A 22,339-nucleotide genomic window follows, 5' to 3' on the forward strand; every position below is an offset into this window, starting at 1 on the left:
CGACTAGAACGAAATAACCACCGACTCAATATCACGGAGAAAACTATGTTGGCCCGATTACTCCGCTTTCGAGCGGATATGCGATATCCCTGTCTTAATTTCATCCTTGGGTGCGTTGTCCTTTATCTGCTGTTGGCACCCTCGCCGGTTCAGTCGCAGGTTAGCAGCGCGAGCTTGCAGGGCAACATCGCGGATGATTCGAATGCCGCCGTGAGTCATGCGCGAGTGACGGTAGAGAATGTTTCGACCGGTGTGGAACTGAGCTTTTTAACGAATGACGCGGGAGTCTTTTCCGCTTCGTCGATTGAGCCCGGCTCCTATCGGCTGCGGATAGGCAAAGAGGGTTTTGCCGAGGTGGCAATTGATAATGTCATCCTGAATGTCGGCGATCATAAGGTAATCCAAATCAAATTGCGCGTGAGTTCTACGCATGAATTCATCACTGTCGACGGCAGTGGCCGGACTCTTAATGCGACCGATGCATCCGTTGGAACAGTGATTGATCGGAAGTTCGTCGAGAATATTCCTCTCAATGGACGAAGCTTTCAAGATCTGATTTTGATGACTCCCGGCGTGTCAACGCAGAGTCCGCAAACCGCTACTGCCGGTGCCGGAACCGCTGGTGATTTCAGTGTCAACGGGCAGAGAACCGAATCGAATTACTACACAGTAGACGGAGTTTCGGCAAATACAGCTGCCGGTCTTCCTGGCAGTAATCGCAATGGAACCGTTGGCGCAACGACTACTTTAGGAACAACCCAGAGTCTGCTCTCCATCGATGCGCTGCAGGAATTCAGAGTCTCAAGTTCGACATATTCTGCAGAATATGGTGGTTCTCCGGGCGGACAGTTTTCGTTTCTGACTCGCTCCGGGACGAGCACCTATCACGGCAGCGCCTTTGATTATCTTCGCAATAACTTCTTCGATGCAAACGACTGGTTCAATAATCACTATGGGAAACCGACTCCGTCGCTTCGTCAGAACGATTTTGGAGGTACGTTTGGAGGTCCGGTTCAACTGCCCCACATCAGCGACAGTAAAGACAACATCTTCTTCTTCGGTTCTTATGAAGGGCTGCGACTTACGCAACCACAGTCGGCTACGCCGCTCTATGTCCCGGACAATGCGATCAGGAATTCACCGACTCTCTCTTCGCAGATACGCTCTATCTTGAATGCTTATCCTCTGCCGAGCCAGGGTGGAACAGATTATGGCCTTCTGGCGCAGTTTATCCAGCCTTATTCGTTACCAAGCTCTATCGACTCCACGAGCATTCGGCTTGATTACACATACGGTCCCCAATTGTCGGTCTTCTTCAGAACTGGGATTACGCCGAGTAGAGCTAATTCACGCTCCTTGTCCGTGACTACAAAGACCTCTGCTGAAGCCGATACCTACACCTTTGGAGCGACGAGCCAACTCGCGCAGAACATCACGAACAGCTTTCGAGTCGGGTACGCTCGAAGCGACTCCTCACAAACAAGTGAGCTTGATAGCTTTGGCGGTGCAAAGGCGATTGATCTGAGGACTGTGGCAGGAGTAGGTCCAGCCCAGAGCGTCAACTTCATTATTAGCCAATCTGGGGCAGGAACTTCGGGACTGACGGCTCAGAGTTTGAAGTCGCAGCTTCGGCAATGGAACATCGTCGATACTGTATCCGCCTTGCGAGGCCGTCATCTCTTAAGCTTCGGTGTCAATTACCGCACGCTAAAATTGCCGCGTATTTGGCCCGGTGCCTTAGTTCTGGCCACGTACACGACTGCCCAGTCACTAACGAAAAACCAAGCCTCTACGCTTTACGTTCAGCAGTACACGAATTCGACGCCAATCTTCAACAATATTGCACTCTTCCTGCAAGACGAGTGGCACGTTCGCAGTAGAGTCAGCCTCTCCCTGGGCCTGCGTTGGGAAATCGATCCTGCGCCATATGAAGAGCACGGAAACAGCGCGTATACGGTGCTTGGAAGTATCCATGCTCCGAGTACGTTGCGTCTGGCGCCGAAGGGGACCGATCTTTGGAAGACTTACTTCTATAATTTCGCGCCGCGTTTGGGTATTGCGTGGACAGCGAATAATCATCCTGGAGTTGAAACCGTTCTTCGTGCCGGGGGAGGGGTATTCTTCGATACTCCCAATGAAGCCGGTGCTCTTGGGTATGGCGCGGGTGCTCTCGGATTCAGTCAACTTAATAGCTTTCCATCGGGCTCCTTGCCAGTTTCTTCCTTCCAGCTTAATTTCACGCCTTCAGTCGCCCCACCTTATTCTTCGGTATATGCCTTCCCTCAGCACCTGCAGGTTCCGTACACTCTGCAATGGAATACCGCCTTGCAGCAGGGGCTTGGGCGGAATCAGTCGCTGACGGTCACCTACGTTGGGGCAAATGGGAGAAGACTTCTCACTGAGCAATATTTCTCTGTTAAACCGCTCAATCCGAACTTTACTTCCATCTTCTATTTCCCGAATAACGTCTCTTCGAGCTATAACGCTCTGCAGGTACAGTTTCAGCGCAGCATCACGAACGGACTGCAGGCATTAGCTTCTTACTCGTGGGCTCATTCCTTCGATTTCGGATCGAACTTCTCTTCCATTCCTCTTGTGCGTGGCAACTCGGATTTCGATCTGAGACACAATCTTCAGGCTGGAGTCAGCTGGGATGTTCCCGCTCCAAAGTTGAATGGCATAGGCCAGCAACTGCTGGGAGGTTGGGGGCTGGACGGTCGCTTTATTGCTCGGACTGGCTTTCCTATCACCTTGTCCGGGAATTACAGAACGGATCCGGTAACAGGAAGCGCCTACTATACCGGAGTCAACTACGACCACTCGAAGCCGGTCTACCTCTATGGACGACAGTACCCGGGCGGAAGAGTTCTGAATGGTGGTCCTTCGGCAAGTGCCGCGACTGCCGCTTTTACTCTTCCGGCGGGGAACAGCTACGGGAATGCTCCCAGGAACTTTGTGCGAGGTTTCGGAGAAAACCAGATTAATCTCTCGGTCCGCCGTGCCTTTCCGCTTACCGATCATGCCCGGCTGCAGTTTCGCGCCGAGGCCTTCAATCTTCTCAATCATCCGAATTTCGGCTTAGTTCAATCCACCCTTTCCAATGCTCAGTTTGGGCAGGCTACCGCAATGCTGAATTCGAGCCTGAATACTATGGCGCAGCAGTATCAGCAAGGAGGACCCAGATCCATGCAGTTCTCCCTGAGGGCATCATTCTAGAGGCCTATGAAAAAGGTTAGTTTCGTCGTAATCGCATCAGTGTTAGGAACACTCATACAAGGGGAGTGCGGGGCGCAGGAAAAGCGTAGCGTTACAGCTCGTGATTGCGCCTCGATGCGAACCTTGCTTCATCAGACTAAGTCACTGATGAGTCCAATCCAGCTCAATGCAGACGGATCGAAAGTTGCGTATCTTGTCCGCACCCCAAATCTGGAAAGCAATCTGGATGAAACTGCTCTCTATGTCAGGGAACTCTCGGAGGGTACCCCGCAAGCAGCGCGTCTCCTTCTCCAAGGATCGGTGTCTGAAGTGAGATGGCTTCGAGACGGACGCCACCTGACGATTCTTACTTCGTCAAATCGCGAATATCAGGTAGAGGAGATCGATGCTATTTCCGGAATGCGAGAAATCTTGGTCAAGTTTGAGGAACCGATTCTTGAGTATTCTACCGATGAGAATGCCAGTACGGTTGTTTTCTTCGTCGGGAATTGGGGAGAAGATTGGCGCTCGCATTCTGCCGATTCGCATTCTCCAGAGGAGATTGCAAGAGGGTACAGGCTGGGGATTGAGTCCGAAGAGACCGTGCCGTCGTATTTCAAAGGACGACTATATCTATCGAGAAAAACCGGTCGCGAATGGAGCGGAGTCAGGCGTGTAGCTATACAGTCTCCATTTACGGATTTAATCGAGGCGGAGATAACAGTTGGTGGCAGAGTTTCGCCAAGTATCTCGCCTGACGGCTCTAAATTATTACTCACTTATCTGGAACCTGTGGCATCCACAACAGCGGAATGGCAAAACAGCCCCTTCGTGAAGTCCTTGAATGTCGCAGCCTGGGCGGGCTTCACGCCAGTCCTGGTTCTCTACGATATTGCTACCCAGAAGACAACCATACCTCTGAAGACACCGTTTCTCTTGAATCGGCCTTTATGGTCTCCGGACAGTAGCTCTTTTGTTGTGGCTGCGAAATCCCCGGTGGACTCAACCTGGGAGTCGGATGATGCTATGCATCACCGTTTGAGGGTTGGCGGGGATGCGCATCTTTTCTGGGTAGAAACAAAGACGGGGAAGGTGGAAGAGGTTACTGAGAAGCTGAGCCAGCCGGTTGACAACAACCAGCCGCTTATCTGGACATCGGATGACAGATTGCTGGTTGCAACCGCTGCCAGCACTTTGACATGGTTCAGGCATAAAGATGGAGCCTGGAAGCAGGACGGGACAATCAACATTCCACTTGAGAATGTTGCCTCTGCGATTGCGAGTGACGGAAGAATTGTAATCGGTGGTTTTGACAATACGACGACACCTCCAGGGCTGTTTAGCTATAGGTACGGGGATCGAAAAGTGAGCGTCATTGAGAACCTGAACCCACAGTTTGAGGATCTGGCTTGGGCGAAACCACGGATTGTACATTGGCAAACCGCTCTGGGATTTAACGCGAGCGGTCTGCTGCTGCTGCCTCCAGACTACAAAGGAGGCGAAAGATACCCATTGGTCGTTCATACCAAGCCATTCGGACCCTACTTTATGTGCGGCTATGGAGATAGCCCCTCATTTGCTCCGGCTCCGATTGCCAGCCAAGGAATTATGTATCTCGGTCCAATGGCTACGGCGGGATCGTCGCAAAGAGAAGAAGACTACTATCCGAAGGATCTTCCCGGACCGGCGGGGACTGGAGGCATTGCCGAGGCTGAAGGGAACTGACCTGTCGTGGAGCAAGTCGATGCCTTCGCTCCTGGCCCAGGTGTAAGCCGCTCGCCTCATCAATTGCGCTGCTCGCGACGCACTGAGCCCGTGCCTGGCTCCAACATTGCGCTGGGATTGATGCTCATGGACGAATTCGATCAACATCTGGAAGGCGCGGGCGAACTTCTCTCGTGCTTCTGGGGTGTCCTTTCCCGATCTGTGGGACTTAAACCATAAAGCAGGAATTTGCCGGGGCAGTCTGTCGGCATATTTGTTTCGGATAATGACCATCACGGAAGGGTTAGGTGGGACACGATACTTGGAGAGGCGCGAATAGCGTCTCCAGTGCCGAAAAGCCCGTTCGATCATCCAGTTCACCGAATTTCTGGCTGGCGGCTGCAGATCCAGAGATGTGGCCCACGTCTCCGCAAGAATCCGGGCATCCATGCGGAGAGCTTTAGCTACCCTTTCGAAGTCGTCCACCTTCAGGTGGATTTTGCCTGCAATGTATCGGGCTAGGGCGCGTTCCGTCTCAGTACCTAGCCTTTTGCTTAATTCCTGGTGCGAAATGTTGCCACGCAGCATTTCAATCTGGAGAAGCAACTGATTACGGAAGTCCTTTTTCATGGGGACCTCCTAGCGCTCAAGAACAGGGGAATTGAGCTGCCATCGTAGGATTCTGGGTTTTGCGCGATTCTTCCCTTTTCGGCAGGGTTGTCTGTACTTCGGAGGAGTTTGAATGTTGCGGAAGAACTTTGGGGGTGGAGAGTTTGTCTCGGAGGACGTGCTGAGGGTATTTTTAGATACAGCCATCTCGTCGCCTTTCTAAGCAAGGTGATGTGTGGTCAGGGACACGTCGGTGTTAGCGCACCGGCGTGCTCCGTGCCGAGGTTTCGGTCATGGAGAGAATCGTCTTTAACTAGACAGAACGGAGTCTCATATCTATAGAGATTTTTAATCTCTATAGATATTTTGTCAATGCCTGCTGCAAAGAAATATTACGAAGCCGATTGGATCGCTGTAGGTCGCCGCATCCGGGCCCTGCGCGGTTTTGATATGACACAATCAGAACTGGCAGAGGCTGTCGGTGTGAGGCAAAGCCATATTTCCTCGATTGAAAAAGGCACAAAGGAGATGGGCTCCGTTGTTTTATATCGGCTGGCAAAGTTCTTTGGAAAATCTATGGAATGGATTCTGACTGGTAAAGAAGGCAACTCTAACTCTGAATAGACTGCCCGAGACCAGAGCTAGCGTTGATTTTACCGATGCTCCCTCGCTTGGGCCCGGTATCTTTACAGGCGCTGTATTGGGGTGGTCCTTCCCTGAATATCGCTTACTGCATGACCCGATAATTCCGAGATAACTTGACTTTTCGTCCTTACATGGGAAACACAGTAGGCTCAGATTCTTAGCTGTTTGGTCTTTCCTTTGAAATGGGCATGATGCGGTCAAGTTCTATTGACTCGCCTGCGAAGCAAAAGGGGAGACTATTCCCCGATATAGCGCAGGATCTCCTCCTGGTTACTCCGAGCTAACAATTTCCATGAGATTTACAACGGGCTCTACTCAACTGTATCCGTTCAGCTGGCGTCTAAGACGGGTAAATGGATCTCACATTCAAGGAGAGTGCATGTCCGAATTTACAGAGTGGATTTCACCCTTGCGTCCTGGAGATGTAGTAATTAAGGAGTTGCCAGGTAAGTGTTTAGTCCGAGTCCGGTACTGTCCGAAAGAGGCGGAAATTGAGACCTTTCCCGGCGAAGGTCACTTTTTCGAATTTCAATTCACTGATGGCTCCATCTTTCGACTGGATTCTCGTACTGGATTCAAGGTTCAGTTCATGGATGTGGATGAAGAAGGTGATTTGGCTGGTGATATTGTCGATTACGGTTTTCTTGGCGATTCATGAAGACAAGATCTCTGATATCCCTTAGCTCTTCATTCCACAATAAACAGAGAAAAGGGTGAATTGTAGACAGGTGTTATCACTGCGAAGAGATGGTGAAGCAACGCCTACTTTTCATCAAGGACACTTAAAGTGCTCTGTACATCGAAATTTGTGGCGTATTGTACACAGCTGCACTGAGATTAACCCGATCGATTACATAAACAAATTACCGAGGTAATACGCTCTACAAGTTGCTTAGTTACCATAATTAGTAGTGTTTTCCGGCATTAGGACGTGTATGTAGTCTATAATTGGCCATAACTATTACACCTCGAAAGAGCCGTTGTTGTGGCGTATTATCCCCAATTTGTCTACTTTAATGCGCCACTCCTGTCTGCTAACTGCACTCGCAGCAAACTTAAGAGCTTATGTCGAAAGGCTTATTCCTGCACAGACTTGCCAGCATCCAATGAGGTACTACATTCCTGAATCGCGGCATGTAGCCGGATACCCACGGTATCTGCAATCCCCATTCCCCAAGGCAGGTTGCCATGCAAAGCAGGAGTTTGTTGGATGTTCATCAGTTAGCCGTCATAATCTCGCAAGAGGGAAGCTTTGTCCGGGCCGCCAGAAAGTTAGGTGTGCCACAACCATCTATTACACGCAGAATCGCGGCGCTAGAGAAAGAGATCGGCGTCAGGTTATTTGAGCGGACTACTCGTAAGACGGAATTAACCAAGGCGGGCAGAGTTTTTGTTCTGGAGTCTGCGCTCTCACTCAACCACGCGGAACGTGCGCGCGATCTGGCCCGGTTCCAGTCACGAATCGAAAATGGACCTTATCGGATCGGATATTCCCCGTATACCCATAGCGCCTTCTTACCGCTTTTGTATCGGATGACGCCTCCGGGAGAGGAAAATGCGGGGATAGTATTCGAGAGTGCTTCCACGCTGGAACTGGTTGGACGAGTACTTCGAGGACAGATTCATGCAGCACTGGGAGTACGTCCTGTTGCTGACGATGATCTCTGGATTCAACAGGTTGGACGGGAAGGTTTTACCGTTTGCGTGCCGAAGAATCATTCTCTCGCACAGAAGAGAGATCTGACGGTGAGAGATCTTCACGCGCAGATAGTTTTCCTGTTTCCACGCTCCCTGCATCCACGTTTCTATAGACAGCTGAGGAAGTATATACAAAGCATCGGAGCTGAACCTGTCTTCAGGGAAGTGTGGGCCACAACGCATGCGCTCGAGTTTGTGGCCCAGGGATTTGGTCTTGCTTTGATGCCTCGATCCGTTGCCCGTATTTCGCGTACCGGCGTCGTCTTTAAACCGCTTACTGACCGATATCTCGGAATTGAGACGGCGCTATTCATGCGTCGCGATCAGAGGTACGGAGTCCTGAAGGATTGTATCGATGAACTTTCTGCAAAGCTATTGGCGCTTAAAACGGAAGTCAACTAAACATGAGGGCGGAATGTCCTCGCATCTGGATGTTCCGCCACACAAATAAGTTATTCAGTGCCGAAGAATAGCTCAAACCCTTCTTTCTCCATCTTCCTTCTTCCTTGGACACGTGAGCGATCGCATTCATCGAGCGTCTGCACTCTTCCTCTAGGAACTTTATCTCGGCGCGGGCTTGGACCGACCAGTGGCTGAAGGCCACTCAATGACACGGAAAAGGTAGCCGAGATGGCGCTGTAATTCCTGGATCAGTACAAGCTGCTTTCTCCAACTCGACGCGAACCTCTGGCGGCATTTCGACTGGATTGAATTGCACGGTATAGCCCCCGCTATCTTGCGAAATCAAATGTTCTACATATAGACGTTTTGTTCTCCCTGAAAAGACCGCTATTCCGATCCTCCCGTCCGTACATTGGTGCGGTACACAGCCACGCATAACGACTTCGTAGTCCGAACCCTGAGATGAACTTCTGATCCAGTCGGGTGCCCTGACAGCGAAAAAGGAGTCACGCAACGTATTCGAGTCCCAGATGATCTGATGTGAAATGATCTGATGTGTTGAGCCGCCTCTGACGATTACCGCCCTCCAATCACCTTTAACGCCTTTACCAATAATGAGTTCTTCTGTCGATATCCCTGCTAACAATGTCTCTCGTTTAGAAACACTCGAAAACAGAGCTTTCGCAGGGTCTGCGGCCTGACCGTTGCACATCTGCCCGATAGACATCGCAAGGCTGAAACATACAGACATGAGTGTGACGCTAAAACGAAATGATTTCATGGAACACATCTCTCCATTGAGTTGATGTAATGCCCCAATGTCTCACCGCCATATGAGAGCTTAAGCATTGCGTTGTACCCACCTTTTGAACTCATCGCTCCATTCACGCCTTTACGGGAACCACGATAATACCCGATGGCGATTGCTAGGGAGTGCTCAGGATGTGATTTAGGCACAGGCCCTTTTTCAGGTCACCGAGATAATGTGCGGCCGTAGTTACTTGAGTGGTGATTGCAGAGGCGCTCGTTCCGGTTGCATCGCCACTACTCAAGCCGTATTGCGAGCGAACTCCAGCCGTCAAACCGAACAAGCCATTTGCCGTACTTGTAGACGATTGTGCTTCTGGATTGAACGTTGACTTTTGCCCAGCCATCCCCACTAAAACATTCGGATCAACGCCGTACTTATTGCCCGCACTGATCGCTACGGCTTCAAACGCTGTAGCCTGAACACCACTCAGGTTAAAATTTAGGATTGCTTGCTCGGCTGAGGCTGACAAACTCTGCTGTTGGGCCAAAGACTACTTGTTTGGCACAACCTGATCAGGGTGTTTATACTCCCACTCCGAAAACCCAGATCGTACCTTTTGTCTCTTGACCACAGATCGGATGGTATCGGTACTTGGTTTGGTATCAATCGTAAAAGAACTCTTCGTCCATGCCTGCTCGTACTGACGTACTTCCTCCTCATCCATGTAAACAGTCTGTCGACTTGGTTGAGTAATAGGAAATCGATTCTGAGGATTGCCATCAAGGGTGAGTCTTTCAGTCTTGTCAATGAAGAAAAGCCGATAAATCTGTCCGAATGGCATTAGCTTGTAGATCACTTGGCCATGCTGATCTACGGAGTTGTACATAGGATCTATATATATGCGGACGTGAGCGATCCAATGTTGTGGCGTACCGACATTTTCACCAATTTGATAGAACTCTCTGGAATAACCATAGTCATAGATTTCGTCACATATGGCTTGCTTTAGATCTGAAATTTCAGCAGTGGAAAGTCGGCGCTGATTCCCCGCGAATGCAGCGCCAACTGATAACGCGCAAAATAATGCGAGAAGCAAAACACGATTCATAGTCATATTCCTCAAGGTGCCACCACGATGACAACAGTGTGTTTCAAAATGCATCGAGACAGGAGTTCCAGGGCTGGTTTTGGACTTTCCAGGCAGAGTTGATACATCAAGGCCTCCTCGTGTTCGATACTGAGGGGCCCCTTTGGTTGTGTTCGACCCATTGACAGCGGCTTCCGCTGCCGTTCTAGAAGCGTTGTGGACATCGACAGCCGTAGGATCGCCTCTCTTAAGACCAGCTGCTTCCTTATAGTAAAGAGTAGATGCCAAGTGTAGATGTCGCCACTCGATCAGGATACCCAGCATCAATTATTCGATTCGCAACCTCAGCGATTGCTAGGCGAGCCTGTTCAAAAGACAAAGATATGCGCTTACCAATTGGTTCTCATTCGCCCAGCTTTTGCCATGCTATACAATTCCTCAGTCGTCTTGCTTTCTTTGTCAGTCAAGAACTGCATGAGGTAGACGAAAGGGATTCAGATTGCCTTTGGCATCAGCGCCTACGAGCACTTGCACCCGCTTGCCGTCAACGTACTTTTGCGGGTTAGCGGTTTCCTCATTCTGCATCAGCTGATCGACGTCGCTTCCCTTATTCGGATCTCCTTGCCACTTCTCCGGGCCTCCCCTTTGAGATCCTAAGAGCCTCACTTCCATCCCGGGAAATTGTTCTTTTTGAACCTCGATTGCTTCGACTGTTGCATGAGATGCGTCGCTTCCACCACCATTTCTGAATGTTTGCACTTCGTGGTCTGTGTTAGCCTGCGGAACGATCTCCCCGTTCATTTACCTGATAACTGCTGAGCCAGAAGGTGTGGGCGGTACGCCCGCGTGGAGCATTACATTGGTGTCCTTGTCGGAATTCGTCTGTTGGGCCGCTAATGTTCGCATTAGCGACCCAAGCTTGTATGTACTTGTTCATTACCAGAGCCATTTCTCTGGAGGCGGGTTTGGGAGTGTTTTGTACTCGAACTTTGCGCCATATACGGCATACCAGTGTTGCCACTGAGAAATGATGTTCTCTTGTGCATCAGTCGGAGCGATGTATATTCGGTCCCGCGACATCCAATAGCCGAAAAAAGTCAAACAGTCCTTATGGTGAAAAGTCAACCAGTATTTACGGTTCTTTTCCTCCTCGGAGTTTCCGAAAATATGTTTACTCTGGGCACAGAAGTCAATGCTACCCGTCATGTATCGAAGCCCGCGAATCATCCATAGAACATGCTCCGTCGAAGGCTTGTCCGCTTTTGCAAACTCGTCAGAATCAGGTATGGGATGGAGGTCAGCAATCAACAGGTCTACGCTGACTTTCGGGGTCGCTGCCAACTGTTTTATATCCGCTATATCGTCATTTCCTTGTGTTCCGAGACGAGCTACCCTTTGGGCGGGCGTGATCTGTCCCGTTATCGGTTCTTGCTGAGCTTGAACTGACGGTGCTGTTAGCAATGTAAATATGAGAAATGATGCCAGCTTATTTCTCATAGATGTCGATGAATGTCCTGTTTCCACGTGGTACATCGCCTCCCCCTACATTTCTAAATAGTCCGTACGACTTGGTTGGTACTCCTTGCCCATACCCTGCTTTCTTTGAAGGATGTTGCGGATTCTTTGCTCCTTCTTGCCGAATGAAGAAGTACTTCCCAGGTAAGCTTCCGTTACTCTTCTTCGCCGCATCCATGTTGGCATTCCACAGCTGTTGCTCGATCGGATTGTCTGAGGCGGTTGCTCTCTTCACATTGCTGTTTCGATCAGAAATATCCATGATGTTCTGACGGGCATCCTGGAGTTGTTGAGTCGAAGCGGGGTCCCACGTAGAAGGGTCGTATGGGCTTTTCTTCTTTGGATCTGCATTCGCAGCTCGTTCAGGGACGAGGCCAGCAGTTTCGCCATATCCTACTTCTGCCTTTTGTTCCTGCGGTTGAGCCCCAGAAGCGCTAGAGGGAGTTGTGCTTTCAGAAGCTGGAGATGAAGACCCACCACTCGGACTTGCAGCTCTCTTCCTGTAAGCATAATCTTCCAGCCCCATCTGTTGGTAAGGCGTCCCCTTGCCAGACGAATCGAAGCCCATCAAGGCGCAAAGAGACAGATCCCCGCCACATCCTGTTCCATGATCGAAACGCCAGTGTCCGTCCAGGTCCTCTCCGTTAGCTGGGTCATTCCCCACATACGCATAGAGGTTTAGTGATTGTGGGTTTGTGAATGATGCATAGGGTACGGCCTGAACTGTTGCCGACCAATCGGGAGTCATCCAACGCCGCCATTGCGAAGAAAAATACCTTGCTCCAAAATCATCCAGATTTGATCGTGAATCCCTCTGCTTCCCGGTAAAGAAATTCGGGAGGGATCAATTTCTATTGGCCCTGGGGGGAATTATTGTGTCGCTTCGCTCCAAATGGGTTCGGATGCGATTTGTGGTATGTCCTTCCAGAGTGCATGCAAATTCCGCAATTGTGGTGCGACGGATTCTTTTCGAAGCCAACTCTTGTATGTGACTCGAATCCAAGATGGGAGAAGCACTAATCTTGGCAATTTTCGGACTAGGCCATTCATAGTAATCGTCGCTTGCTCTTTCTCGGAACAAGCGTCCTGTTCACTTCCGTGAAGGTTCGCCCCTATCAGAATCAGCCCGATACGCCTGTCCGCAGCCTTGGTGTCAAAGAGTCATGTGCTGTGTAGCAAGAGAAGGCTGTTGGGGCGAACCGCCCTGCTGTTGATTCTACTGCAGAGCGTCACCCGTCAACGATCATTTCCGAGAACCAGGTTCGATCTTGATCGACCGCAAAATTTCGCGGAAAACAATCATGTCTTGATCGAACGAACGCACATTTGTGTGCAAGCTGAGTTCGTAATTATTGGATGGAACTGTTGGATCAAAATCGGGATCAGGTTTCCCCGCTTGCGTAACAACCAGAATCTCGATAGAGCCATCAGGCCGATCAATGCGGGCCGCTTCGCTAGGTAAGCCATGGAAGAATAGTCCTTCAGGCATAGATTGGCACTGTCCCTTCGCTTCATATTGGCATTGCCATAGCAGAAATGAATGCAGCGTTTTTGTGTCTTCAGAGACGTTATATTGAGCCCAGATGGTTATCCATCGCTTTTCTGAAAGACTTTTACATTGGCTTACATCCTTTGTGCCTAGCAAAAAAGCAGCGCCGTGGTGGGTCCTATCGCCCAAAGAAACTGGACAAATTTGGGCGCCACTCGGAATCGGAAATGCGATTCCATAATCAGCATTGCGATACATCATCCTATGTCTTAGCGCATAGGTCGTAGCCCACAGAATTAAGAATCCAATTGAAACTTGTATGGCCTTCATGCTTTTACCTCCTATGCAGTAAATTCGCTCCTGTACATCGTCCTTACTGCACTATTGCGACAGATAAATGGGGATATCACGTTGCATCTGTCGGATTCCGCTTGTGATAAGCGCCTTCCAGGCAGTGGGCGGAATTTCGACGGAGTTGTACATCCCTTGTTAAGCTTGGCACTTCTACTAGCTTTCCACCAACATGTGCATGGCCATATGCTGTAAAATTTGCTTCCGTAACTGCTGTTCCAGATGACACATTCCCGAAGAGGGTCGAACTCCCGTAGTTGCGTATCTTGAAAGCAAACGATACGAGTCCATCGAACTGCTGCTGGCTCAGAGAAGCGCCAAGACCATTTACAGATTTCTCGAATTCAGCGAGATCGCTTTTCAAAAGAGCCTCATCCTGCTCCTTCGTAATGCCATCCTTGAAGTCCGTGCACTTGCCGCAATTATGTCCCCAGCCGATGGTCCCGTTATCGAAACCATCATCCTTCGCAAAGGTCAGTCCGGTTTTTTGTCGACGGTTCTATTCCAGCCTTCTCAGCCTTCGATGAAATCCACTCCGGCAGCGTTCGTAGTCATCCGCTGTTGAGCCAAGAACTATTTCTTCTGAGAGTGTTTTGCCAAATACCGCCGGTACGAGAATCCGACGCGGCCTAGTTGACGTTGGACGGCCTCATCTAGCCTTTGTTTTGATACGCCAGGATCAACGGTGAAGGCGGATTTCACTGCTCGCTGCTGGATAAAGCTACACACCTTTTCGTCAGTCATATAGATGGTGAGTACACTGCCGCCCGTCGGGAGAAAGCGCTTTTGAGGGTCTCCCAGAAGTACGACAACGCCGTTTTTTTGAACCACGAAGAGCCTATAAACCTCTCCATACGGCATCAGTTTGTAAATTGCAACGCCATCGCCATCTTTGGAAATGTTTCTTGAAATGTAGATGCTAATTTTCGCAGGCTTCGTATCCCCTGCTCCTTGATCGTCAATAAGGAAGTATTTGTTTTCGAAATTGTAATCGTAGATCTCATCTTCGACCGCTTGAACGACAGCGGGAATGTATTGGTCAACGGGCCTCGCTTCAGAGTTTGCCTGCGCGGATTGTCCGAACGAAACCAGACTGTACGCAGCAAAAAAGGCGCCGACAACATAGAGTCGCGTTCGTACTCGCATTGATTGGCTCTCCATCAGATAATTAAGTTCCAGTAACGGCACACATGCCTCCTTGCGAGACGATGAATCCTACGGTCCCTGGTCAATAAGGACATAAATCGTATCACCCTTATGGATATCTGCCCTGCGGTCACTGGCTCCCGCGGTAAAGGGTCCAAGCTTCATTTCATTTCCCTGAGCCCAGGATGGTACATCTTCGTTTCGTCCAGGCGTCGTGTCGAGCACAAAGAAATGTATAGCACCGTTCGTGGGATCGGAAGGATCGGACAGCGCCTCCGCCGATGCCCCGAGGGAATCATTGTAAGCGGCAACATTGATACCATTTGCTATTGCCGTCTGATCCCCAGCACTTAATGCATTCTGGCCTTGAAATGCCGACTTGTGTTTGACGTTCATATACACATGCGCCGTGTCCACTCGCATATCATGGATTGCCTGAGCATCACCTTGGATGGTACCCGTTTCATTGAATACAACATTCGCCATCTTGTTCTTTGGTTGGTATGGAGATTTTGGCTTGTGATGCTTTGCTTTATGCTGTTGATCCTTAGAAGCGCTAGAGGGAGTTGTGCCTTCCGGTGATGGAGATGTAGATCCACCACTCGGACTGGCAGCTCTCTTGCTGTAAGCATAATCTTCCAGGCCCATTTGCTGGTAAGGTGTCCCTTTGCCAGAGGAATCGAAGCCCATCAAGGCGCAAAGAGATAGATACCCGCCACATCCTGTTCCATGATCGAAACGCCAGTGCCCATCCAGGTCCTCTCCGTTAGCTGGATCATTTCCGACATAAGCATAGAGGTTTAATGATTGTGGGTTTGCGAATGATGCATAGGGTACGGCTTGAACTGTTGCCGACCAATCGGGGGTCATCCAACGCCCCCATTGTGAAGAAAAATACCTCGCACCAAAATCATCCAGATTTGATTCTGAATCCCTCTGTTTCCCGGTAAAGAAATTCGGAGATGGATCACATGCCGGAGCATTGGCCGGGGTTGTTCTGACCGTATTATCTCCGTACGGTTGACTGGTTATGGTCTCACACAACACCCCGCCTGCATTGGTACGTGCACGTTCTGTTCCCAACCAGTCATAATGCGAAAAGTAGATCGAACTTCCGTTGTAGGTCCCAACATGTTTCCCCGCTGCATAAATTTCAGTACGTACGAGCTGCCCGCTACGCAATTCATCCAGGATCACGCCGCTTGCACCAACAACATAAACGGTTCCATCGGATTTCCCCACACGGCGGCCTGCTGCATCGTAGGTATAGCTGATTCCTCCGTCCACCTGAAAGATACGGTTTTCCGCATCGTAGATGTAATTATGGCGAGTGTCATTCCGGATATTGCCTGCAACATCGTATAGCAAACTCGCAGTTGCATGATTCGATCCAGTGTCAAAGCCGAGCGAAGTAGATGTTCCAGTTCCTGCGGTCAAGTTTTGATGCCAACGATTACCATAGCGATCATAATCCCACGAGAGCCCTACAATAGCAGCTCCACCGCTATCAACCTTCTCGGCTGCTCCTAGGCGGTTGAAGTCATCATAATGATAGTTCCAGGTCCCGTTGACCCAATCGGCGGACTGCTTAATCTGTCCATTGTCCTCATGCTGGAGGCTGAAACTGTAGATTGTTCCAGTACTGAATTGAGTATCGGCGCCGTTAGCTAAGCTGCCGTTCGCCGGATTCGCTGCAAAGGATGCAGAAGAAAAATCGCTGGTATCAGAGGTGGAGATACTGAGAGAAACCGCAGTACCGTTTGCTGCTGCCCCCGCCTGTTTTGCAGTCAGGGTTATAGATGTCGCGTTCTGTTGTGCAGAAACTGCCAAGTTCGCACTGTTCACCACACTGACCAATTGTGCTGCAACTGTCGATGCGCTGCTTCCTTGTCCATAGTTTACTGACACCGTATTGCCGCCTATGGCTAGGCTAGCCATTCCTCGGTCATAGACAGTAGTCCAGCCAGCATCTTTACCTCCTGCCAGCCCACCACTGGCGGCAGTAAAGTCCGGTGAACCCGAGTAGTTTCCCGAAACCGAGATCTGAATACTCCCATTTGCGGAAGCACCGGTCGCCTTTGTTGTTAGCGAAATCGTTGCTGCTCCTCCCGGAGCCACCGCACTGACGGGAGAACTTGCTGTATTCAAAGCATCAGTAAGCTTACCGGCGATAGAGTTTGCGGTATCGCCCTGTCCATAATTTGCGCTGGCGACAAAACCTCCCGGCAGTGACAGGGAGATAGTCCCTTGGTCCCAGAGTTGATCTTTGCCTCCTGCAAATTGCGCTCCTGAAACCCCGAACGATGCGCCGGAGAAATTTGTACTGTCGAAGTTCACTGAACTAGTCACGCTATAACTGTTTGCCGCAGCCCCAGAGCTACACGCTGTAAATAGAATGTTGTTTCCCGAGGGAATAGCACTGACGGGAGAACCCGATCCGCAAGAGAATTTCGAACTCAATGCCGAAGCTATTGAAGAAGGATTACTGTTTTGGTCGAAAGAGGCACTTTGCACGTATCCATTCACCGAAATGGATACGACTCCAGAATCATAGACGGTTCGGAATTGTGTATCCTGCCCACCTGTCATCACAAGAGAGTCAGGAGAAATTGTAAAGTCTGTACTGTGAGTGTAGGTATTATCTCCATCGTTTTCATTTGTAGTCCAGGACCCCGCGACCGCATAATTTGTGCCGCTACCCGTAACACGCGATGTAAATGTGACCGTAGATCCGGAAGAAGTTGCTGTCACTGGAGAATTGGGATCGTTCAACGATGCTGCTAGCTTCGTGGCAACGGAAATACCATCCTCTGGAGGATTAGGAACAAAGTATGCTATTGCTTGGAAGCCATTCACATTCAAAGTAACATGACCTCCATCTCTCACAGTCTGGCAGTGCTTTCCCTCTATGCAGGACTTGTGCGTATATTGATTCCCTGTGATTGTGACCGACCCTGTTGAGCTGGTGGCCATTTGCGATTGAACCTGTTTGGACTGCTCAGCGCCATTGATCGAAACGGATGCTGTCGCGGTTGTGGCAGGGGAGTTACTCCTCTCTGTTCCGCTTATAGATATCGATCCGGTTGCACTCGTTGCGACACTGGATTGCACTTGTTTAGAAGCTTCGGTACCAGAAATGGTAATCGTAGCTGTTGCAGTCTGAGAGGGCGAAATGATTTGAAGACCGGTAACCTGCATACTGCTTAGCCAGCGAGGAGAATAGCCGTACGTTTCGGCCGTTCCATTCCCAAAACTAGATGAACTCCAGCCGCCATTTGGAGCGTAGTGAAAATTGGCAAGCGTTGCTGGATGGTTGGAATCTGGTGTCCAATTCGGAGTCACCGTAATCAGGTGTCCGGCTGAATTGTAGCTATTGGAATACCCCATCTGAGGAGTAGCTAATGATATTAAATTGCCCTGACCGTCATATTTATACTCGACATCCTGGTACGATCCGCAGTTTGTAACGCATTGATAATGACTCGCGATTCTGCCGTTTGTATCGTAGGAATAAACGCTCTTTGCCTGAACTGTTCCATTCAGCTCTGTATATTCTGAAGTAAGGCGATTGACTGGATTCGCGATCGTCTCTCCATCCACACTCGTTTCGCTGTAGCTATAGTGAGAAGTGGGGGTTGTCGAAGAGGGACCAGATCCCTCATACCATTTTTTTGTAAGCTGGTGCAGGCTGTTGTATTGATAGTGAACCGTAAGCACATCGGAACTGCCCGCCACACTATTGGGAGCGGGCATCGTCTTCGCTACAACGTTCCCGTCATTGTCGTAGTCGTAATGGATATGACCGACCTCAGGATTGGTCGAATCGGTAAGTTGATTCAATGAATCGTAGACAAAAGACCTGGTCTGAGCTCCTTGATGTACAGCGGTCATTCCCCGAAGAGTCTGGGCGTAAGTGGTTAGGAACCCGGTACCGGAAATTTCCAAACCGCATGCCCCAGGTACATCTCCGCCGGCAGTCGGAGTCGAACTGGTGATCTCACAAATTTTGGTGACTCTCTCTAGTCCATCTGACTGCGTAAGCCTCTGCCCTTTAACCGTTCCGTTGCTCTCGCTGGTGGCAAGGGTTGTGGCCCCTGCATACTGAAATGTACTGAGCGTCAGGTCCGGATTCTGGACCTGAACAGTTCGTCCCAAGGCATCATAGGTATAGGTGGTCACCCCATAAAACTGTTGATCGGTCTTGCTCCTATAAGGGGTAGTTTCCGTATGCTTCCTTCCGAGCTCGTCGTAAGCAGTGTCGACATACACATCTCCCTCCGGATCGGAGTGCTGAGTCTGAATCCGACGTCCTAATCCGTCATACCGGGTTGTATCGGTTTGTGACTGCGAAGTATTGAGGGCTTCTGTACGCACCATCGTTTTTGCATCAGGATAGCTGTACCCGACATTGCTAGCAAGATTATGATCACCACCCTCGTGCGTGACGGAGGTCAACCTAAGCAACGGATCGGCATAGAAGTACTTTGTACTTTGATTATTCGAATCTGTCGCAATGCTCAAGAGTCCTGAATCGATGTTGTAGGAATAATTACTACTGTGTCCTAGAGCGTCTGTGATGCTCGTCGGAAACCCGCCATTATACGTACCACTATAGCTATAAGAGGTCTTGCTTCCAGGAGAAATATTTCCGTCTGGAGGCTCAGTAACCGTTGATACCAAGCCGGTGTCCGTATAGGTTTTGATGGTTTTCAAATTCGCATTAGCTGTATCCCAGAAACGATTGACGCTGGTTTGGTTTCCGCGAATATTTCCGTTTGGAGGACTAGACTCCCAGCCAACCGAGGAGGCATTGCCCGCCACGAGGCCGTATTCATCATAACCATAGGTTGTTGTCTGCGATAGTCCTGTAGCGCCATCGGTTATGACAACACTCGACGGTCTGTCGAGCATGTTATATGCCAATGCAGTATTGTTTCCGAATGCCCAATAGTTCGTGCTTATTGTGCGTAAGGTGGCTCCTGGAGAACCATTTGCGCCAAAATCGGATTCTGTTTTACTGACAACATTCCCGTACGGGAATGTTCCACTCTGCCAGTCGAACGTCGCCTTCGTGTATCCACTCGCCGAAAAACCGGTGTCATAGGAGAATGAGACAGTCTTCGTAGTGCCGTTAGCCCACTTCGTCGTCTGCGATAGAGGAAGGGCGGCACCGATTAACTTATCCGATGGGAAAACATCTAGAATGGGCAGTGTTTGGTAGCTGATTAGATCGGTTCGTAGCTTGTTTTCTTTGTCATCATAGTAGTCGGTTTGAGTTTCATACATCGTGCACTCGCCAGAAATCAGCGAGATGGTATGGACTGTCTTGTTGCCCACCGGGTCCAGGGTCGTCTCCGCCCATTGGGACGGAACAGTTGCTCCGATAGAACCGGTAAATCTTCCAGTATAAGACCATGTGTGAGATCCGGTTCCATCGTTTGCATCAATACTGCGCGAGGTAACCTGACTCCGATAAGTATCCTGCTTATTCGTGCTAGGGCATGCACGGTAATCCTCCGACCACCCATACTCCAAGGTTCCTCCTTCCGGCGTAGTGATGCGGGTCAATTCCCCATAGTTGAAATCAGAAGTCACCGTCGGGGTATATTGAAATCCCCACTTTGTATCGTCGGGAAGAACTACACTCTGCAGAAATACGTACGAGCCATTTTCTTCTACCTCAGTTGGAGAACTACCCTTTGTCGCAGGTGCACCTCGAAAGAAATTGGTATGCAGTTGCGTATATGCGTAGCAGAATTTAAACGGTTGGGAGCCTCCGGGCGGTGTCCAGATACTTGCCATCGAAACAGAATTGGGATCACTGCAGCCACTATAGTCGGAAGTCGCACTCGTTTGCACGCTTGGGGTTCCAAAACCCATGTATGGAGGAAACCCCGATGGAGGTGGCGCAATCGTACGTCCTAGGGTATCTGTGTAGCTGGACAATTCGTAGGAAGTAAAGCCACCACTTGTATTCGTAGTGTAGTTCAGCGTGATACGGTTTCCATTTGTATCCTCAACGTAAAGAAGCCGATCAACAATTGGATATTTTCGAGTGCTGTTGGAACTCTCTCCTAGATAATGGTAGCTAACACCGTCTTTGCTTGTGAGAACAAACGTGAGGTCGTTAAACAACCAGCCAGTTCCATCAATTGCCCGATAAGTATTGCTTCCAAGCGAAGCCATCTTGTGAGAACCACCGTCCGGGGTTGTAACCACCCAGTAGAAACTTTGAAAAACGCCGGAGGGAGCATAGACGGTTGGCGAAACCCATACGTCCGTACTGGAGGTTAGAAAGACGCCATAACCTTGGAAATTATAACTGTCTACACAAGCCTTATTAGGAATAGAGCAGTCACGTTCTTTTGAAAAAGAGGGACTACTGTAATGAAGGGTAAAGGCTAGAGATAGATTCCCGCGCTGTTTGATGGTCCACAATGGCACGCGTATCTGCAATCCTCCGTTGATTGTACTCACGGAGTCAATGTCACCACCTTCGACCGGAGCAAACGGGCGGGCGTCGGGAGCCATGGGATCGGATTGCGCAAGCACATTTTGAGAAGAGAGACCCGAAACAAATAACCCAAGAAGCAGAAGACTCTGTAAAGTAAACTTCACTAGCTCCTCCAGGATGGACAGCGGAGTATCACAAGCCTGCTTGATCTACCAACAAGTTATGCGTAACCCTGATAGGAGCAGGGGCGCCTATATTGAACTTTAAGCATCAAGAGTCTGACGTTATCGAGCCAATAATCTGCGGCACTCTCTCGTCTGTACCTTGTCCGCGAATTGCTCAATCGGAAAATATCAGTCAGACGGGTACTTCAGTTAACTTCTAGTTTCTTGAGTGGCTATTCGCAAAAGAATCACAAGACAAGCAGCGTGACGCATGCAGCTCTCCCCCTCGATACATGGTACGTTGAACCCATACAATTCTCATGAAGAGGAGGGTATAGTACTTCTTAAAGAAGAAATTGTATAACCGAGATTAGCTTATGAAACGTGCTGTCTTCGGCAGGATAGAAGCTTTACAGTTAGCCTTCCAGTTTGTTCCACGATCACGATCCTTATATGCAAGCCTAGGAAACAACCTTGAACTTACTAAACGTTGCTGTTAAGAATGCTAGGTTTACGGATGGCACTTGATTTGTCAAGATAATTTTCAGCATTCTCTAACACGTTTCCTCGGTAATGCTATCTCCATCTGCTTCTAAAAGGCCGCAAGTCATTGATTTCACGAGCCTGCATAACTCTAGTCTTGTTTGCTTCTAATCGCGATAATGGAATGGGATACAGGTCACCATAACGCGCAAATTGCATTCCGTTCTAGCGCGCTTGTAAATGAAGTGAATGTGAGTGTAAGCGCCGTTCGGCCAAGAATGTCGGTATGGGCGAATATTGCTCACTTGGGTGGGGAGATCCTGAATATCTCGGCGTCGGAAATCGAAATATGAACCACGCCTCAGGAAACTTGTCCTGGAGAGGAAGCAATGATTTCTCTCAATCAAGACAGGCTGTTCTCGGATAGCTATAGAGCCGATTTGCAGCGGGGAAGGGGCATCGATGTAATTGGACTCAGACTTGGCAAAGACCACGTAGATGCGTCAAAGATCGTCGTGTACATCAATAATCAAACCGCCCAAATGCCCTCGAATAGTAAGGTCGTTCCCACCAGTCCGAAGCCGTTGGTATCTGTTTGCCTGCGCAGGAAATGTAGGAGTAGTGCTCCTGAGATGATATCGGGGGG

Annotated in this window: 13 protein-coding genes and 1 pseudogene; 5 read left to right on the top strand and 9 right to left on the bottom strand. The window is 49.7% G+C overall.

What is annotated here, in order from left to right; translation table 11 throughout:
- Window positions 1-45: 45 nt before the first annotated feature.
- The 5 genes from AC6I7T_RS23280 to AC6I7T_RS23300 all read left to right on the top strand — a co-directional run bounded on the left by AC6I7T_RS23280 (window position 46) and on the right by AC6I7T_RS23300 (window position 8,253).
- Window positions 46-3,216, top strand: coding sequence for a TonB-dependent receptor (locus AC6I7T_RS23280; RefSeq protein ID WP_497790158.1), 3,171 nt, complete (start codon window positions 46-48; stop codon window positions 3,214-3,216).
- Between the two features lie 6 nt (window positions 3,217-3,222).
- A complete protein-coding gene (locus tag AC6I7T_RS23285; RefSeq protein WP_497790159.1) occupies window positions 3,223-4,920 on the top strand; it encodes a hypothetical protein in 1,698 nt (565 codons plus the stop codon).
- 960 nt (window positions 4,921-5,880) lie between these two features.
- Window positions 5,881-6,132 carry a helix-turn-helix domain-containing protein gene (locus AC6I7T_RS23290; RefSeq protein WP_497790160.1) on the top strand — a complete coding sequence of 84 codons (252 nt, stop codon included), beginning with the start codon at window positions 5,881-5,883 and terminating at the stop codon, window positions 6,130-6,132.
- A gap of 400 nt (window positions 6,133-6,532) precedes the next feature.
- Window positions 6,533-6,811, top strand: coding sequence for a hypothetical protein (locus tag AC6I7T_RS23295; protein ID WP_497790161.1), 279 nt, complete (start codon window positions 6,533-6,535; stop codon window positions 6,809-6,811).
- A 530-nt stretch (window positions 6,812-7,341) separates the two neighbouring features.
- Window positions 7,342-8,253: a LysR family transcriptional regulator gene (locus AC6I7T_RS23300; RefSeq protein ID WP_497790162.1), complete on the top strand. Its 912-nt coding sequence runs from the start codon at window positions 7,342-7,344 to the stop codon at window positions 8,251-8,253.
- A gap of 926 nt (window positions 8,254-9,179) precedes the next feature.
- Here the strand turns inward: AC6I7T_RS23300 and AC6I7T_RS23305 are convergent.
- The 9 genes and pseudogenes from AC6I7T_RS23305 to AC6I7T_RS23345 all read right to left on the bottom strand — a co-directional run bounded on the left by AC6I7T_RS23305 (window position 9,180) and on the right by AC6I7T_RS23345 (window position 21,210).
- Complete coding sequence (locus tag AC6I7T_RS23305; protein ID WP_497790163.1) at window positions 9,180-9,551, bottom strand: transglycosylase SLT domain-containing protein; 372 nt, start codon at window positions 9,549-9,551, stop codon at window positions 9,180-9,182.
- Between the two features lie 3 nt (window positions 9,552-9,554).
- Complete coding sequence (locus AC6I7T_RS23310; protein WP_497790164.1) at window positions 9,555-10,112, bottom strand: hypothetical protein; 558 nt, start codon at window positions 10,110-10,112, stop codon at window positions 9,555-9,557.
- Between the two features lie 438 nt (window positions 10,113-10,550).
- Complete coding sequence (locus AC6I7T_RS23315; RefSeq protein ID WP_497790165.1) at window positions 10,551-10,892, bottom strand: hypothetical protein; 342 nt, start codon at window positions 10,890-10,892, stop codon at window positions 10,551-10,553.
- A 135-nt stretch (window positions 10,893-11,027) separates the two neighbouring features.
- Window positions 11,028-11,588, bottom strand: a complete 561-nt coding sequence (locus AC6I7T_RS23320; RefSeq protein ID WP_497790166.1) for a hypothetical protein — start codon at window positions 11,586-11,588, stop codon at window positions 11,028-11,030.
- Window positions 11,578-12,423: pseudogene (locus AC6I7T_RS23325) on the bottom strand (RHS repeat-associated core domain-containing protein); the annotation flags it as partial. The pseudogene AC6I7T_RS23325 and the gene AC6I7T_RS23320, both read right to left, overlap by 11 nt.
- A 426-nt stretch (window positions 12,424-12,849) precedes the next feature.
- Complete coding sequence (locus tag AC6I7T_RS23330; protein ID WP_497790167.1) at window positions 12,850-13,425, bottom strand: hypothetical protein; 576 nt, start codon at window positions 13,423-13,425, stop codon at window positions 12,850-12,852.
- A gap of 76 nt (window positions 13,426-13,501) precedes the next feature.
- The gene (locus AC6I7T_RS23335) at window positions 13,502-13,924 is read right to left on the bottom strand and encodes a lysozyme (protein ID WP_497794641.1); all 423 of its coding nucleotides are present in this window, start codon (window positions 13,922-13,924) and stop codon (window positions 13,502-13,504) included.
- A 95-nt stretch (window positions 13,925-14,019) separates the two neighbouring features.
- Window positions 14,020-14,592, bottom strand: coding sequence for a hypothetical protein (locus AC6I7T_RS23340; protein ID WP_497790168.1), 573 nt, complete (start codon window positions 14,590-14,592; stop codon window positions 14,020-14,022).
- A gap of 69 nt (window positions 14,593-14,661) precedes the next feature.
- Window positions 14,662-21,210: an RHS repeat domain-containing protein gene (locus tag AC6I7T_RS23345; RefSeq protein WP_497790169.1), complete on the bottom strand. Its 6,549-nt coding sequence runs from the start codon at window positions 21,208-21,210 to the stop codon at window positions 14,662-14,664.
- Window positions 21,211-22,339 lie beyond the last annotated feature (1,129 nt).

It is taken from the genome of Humiphilus diazotrophicus (assembly GCF_059726315.1).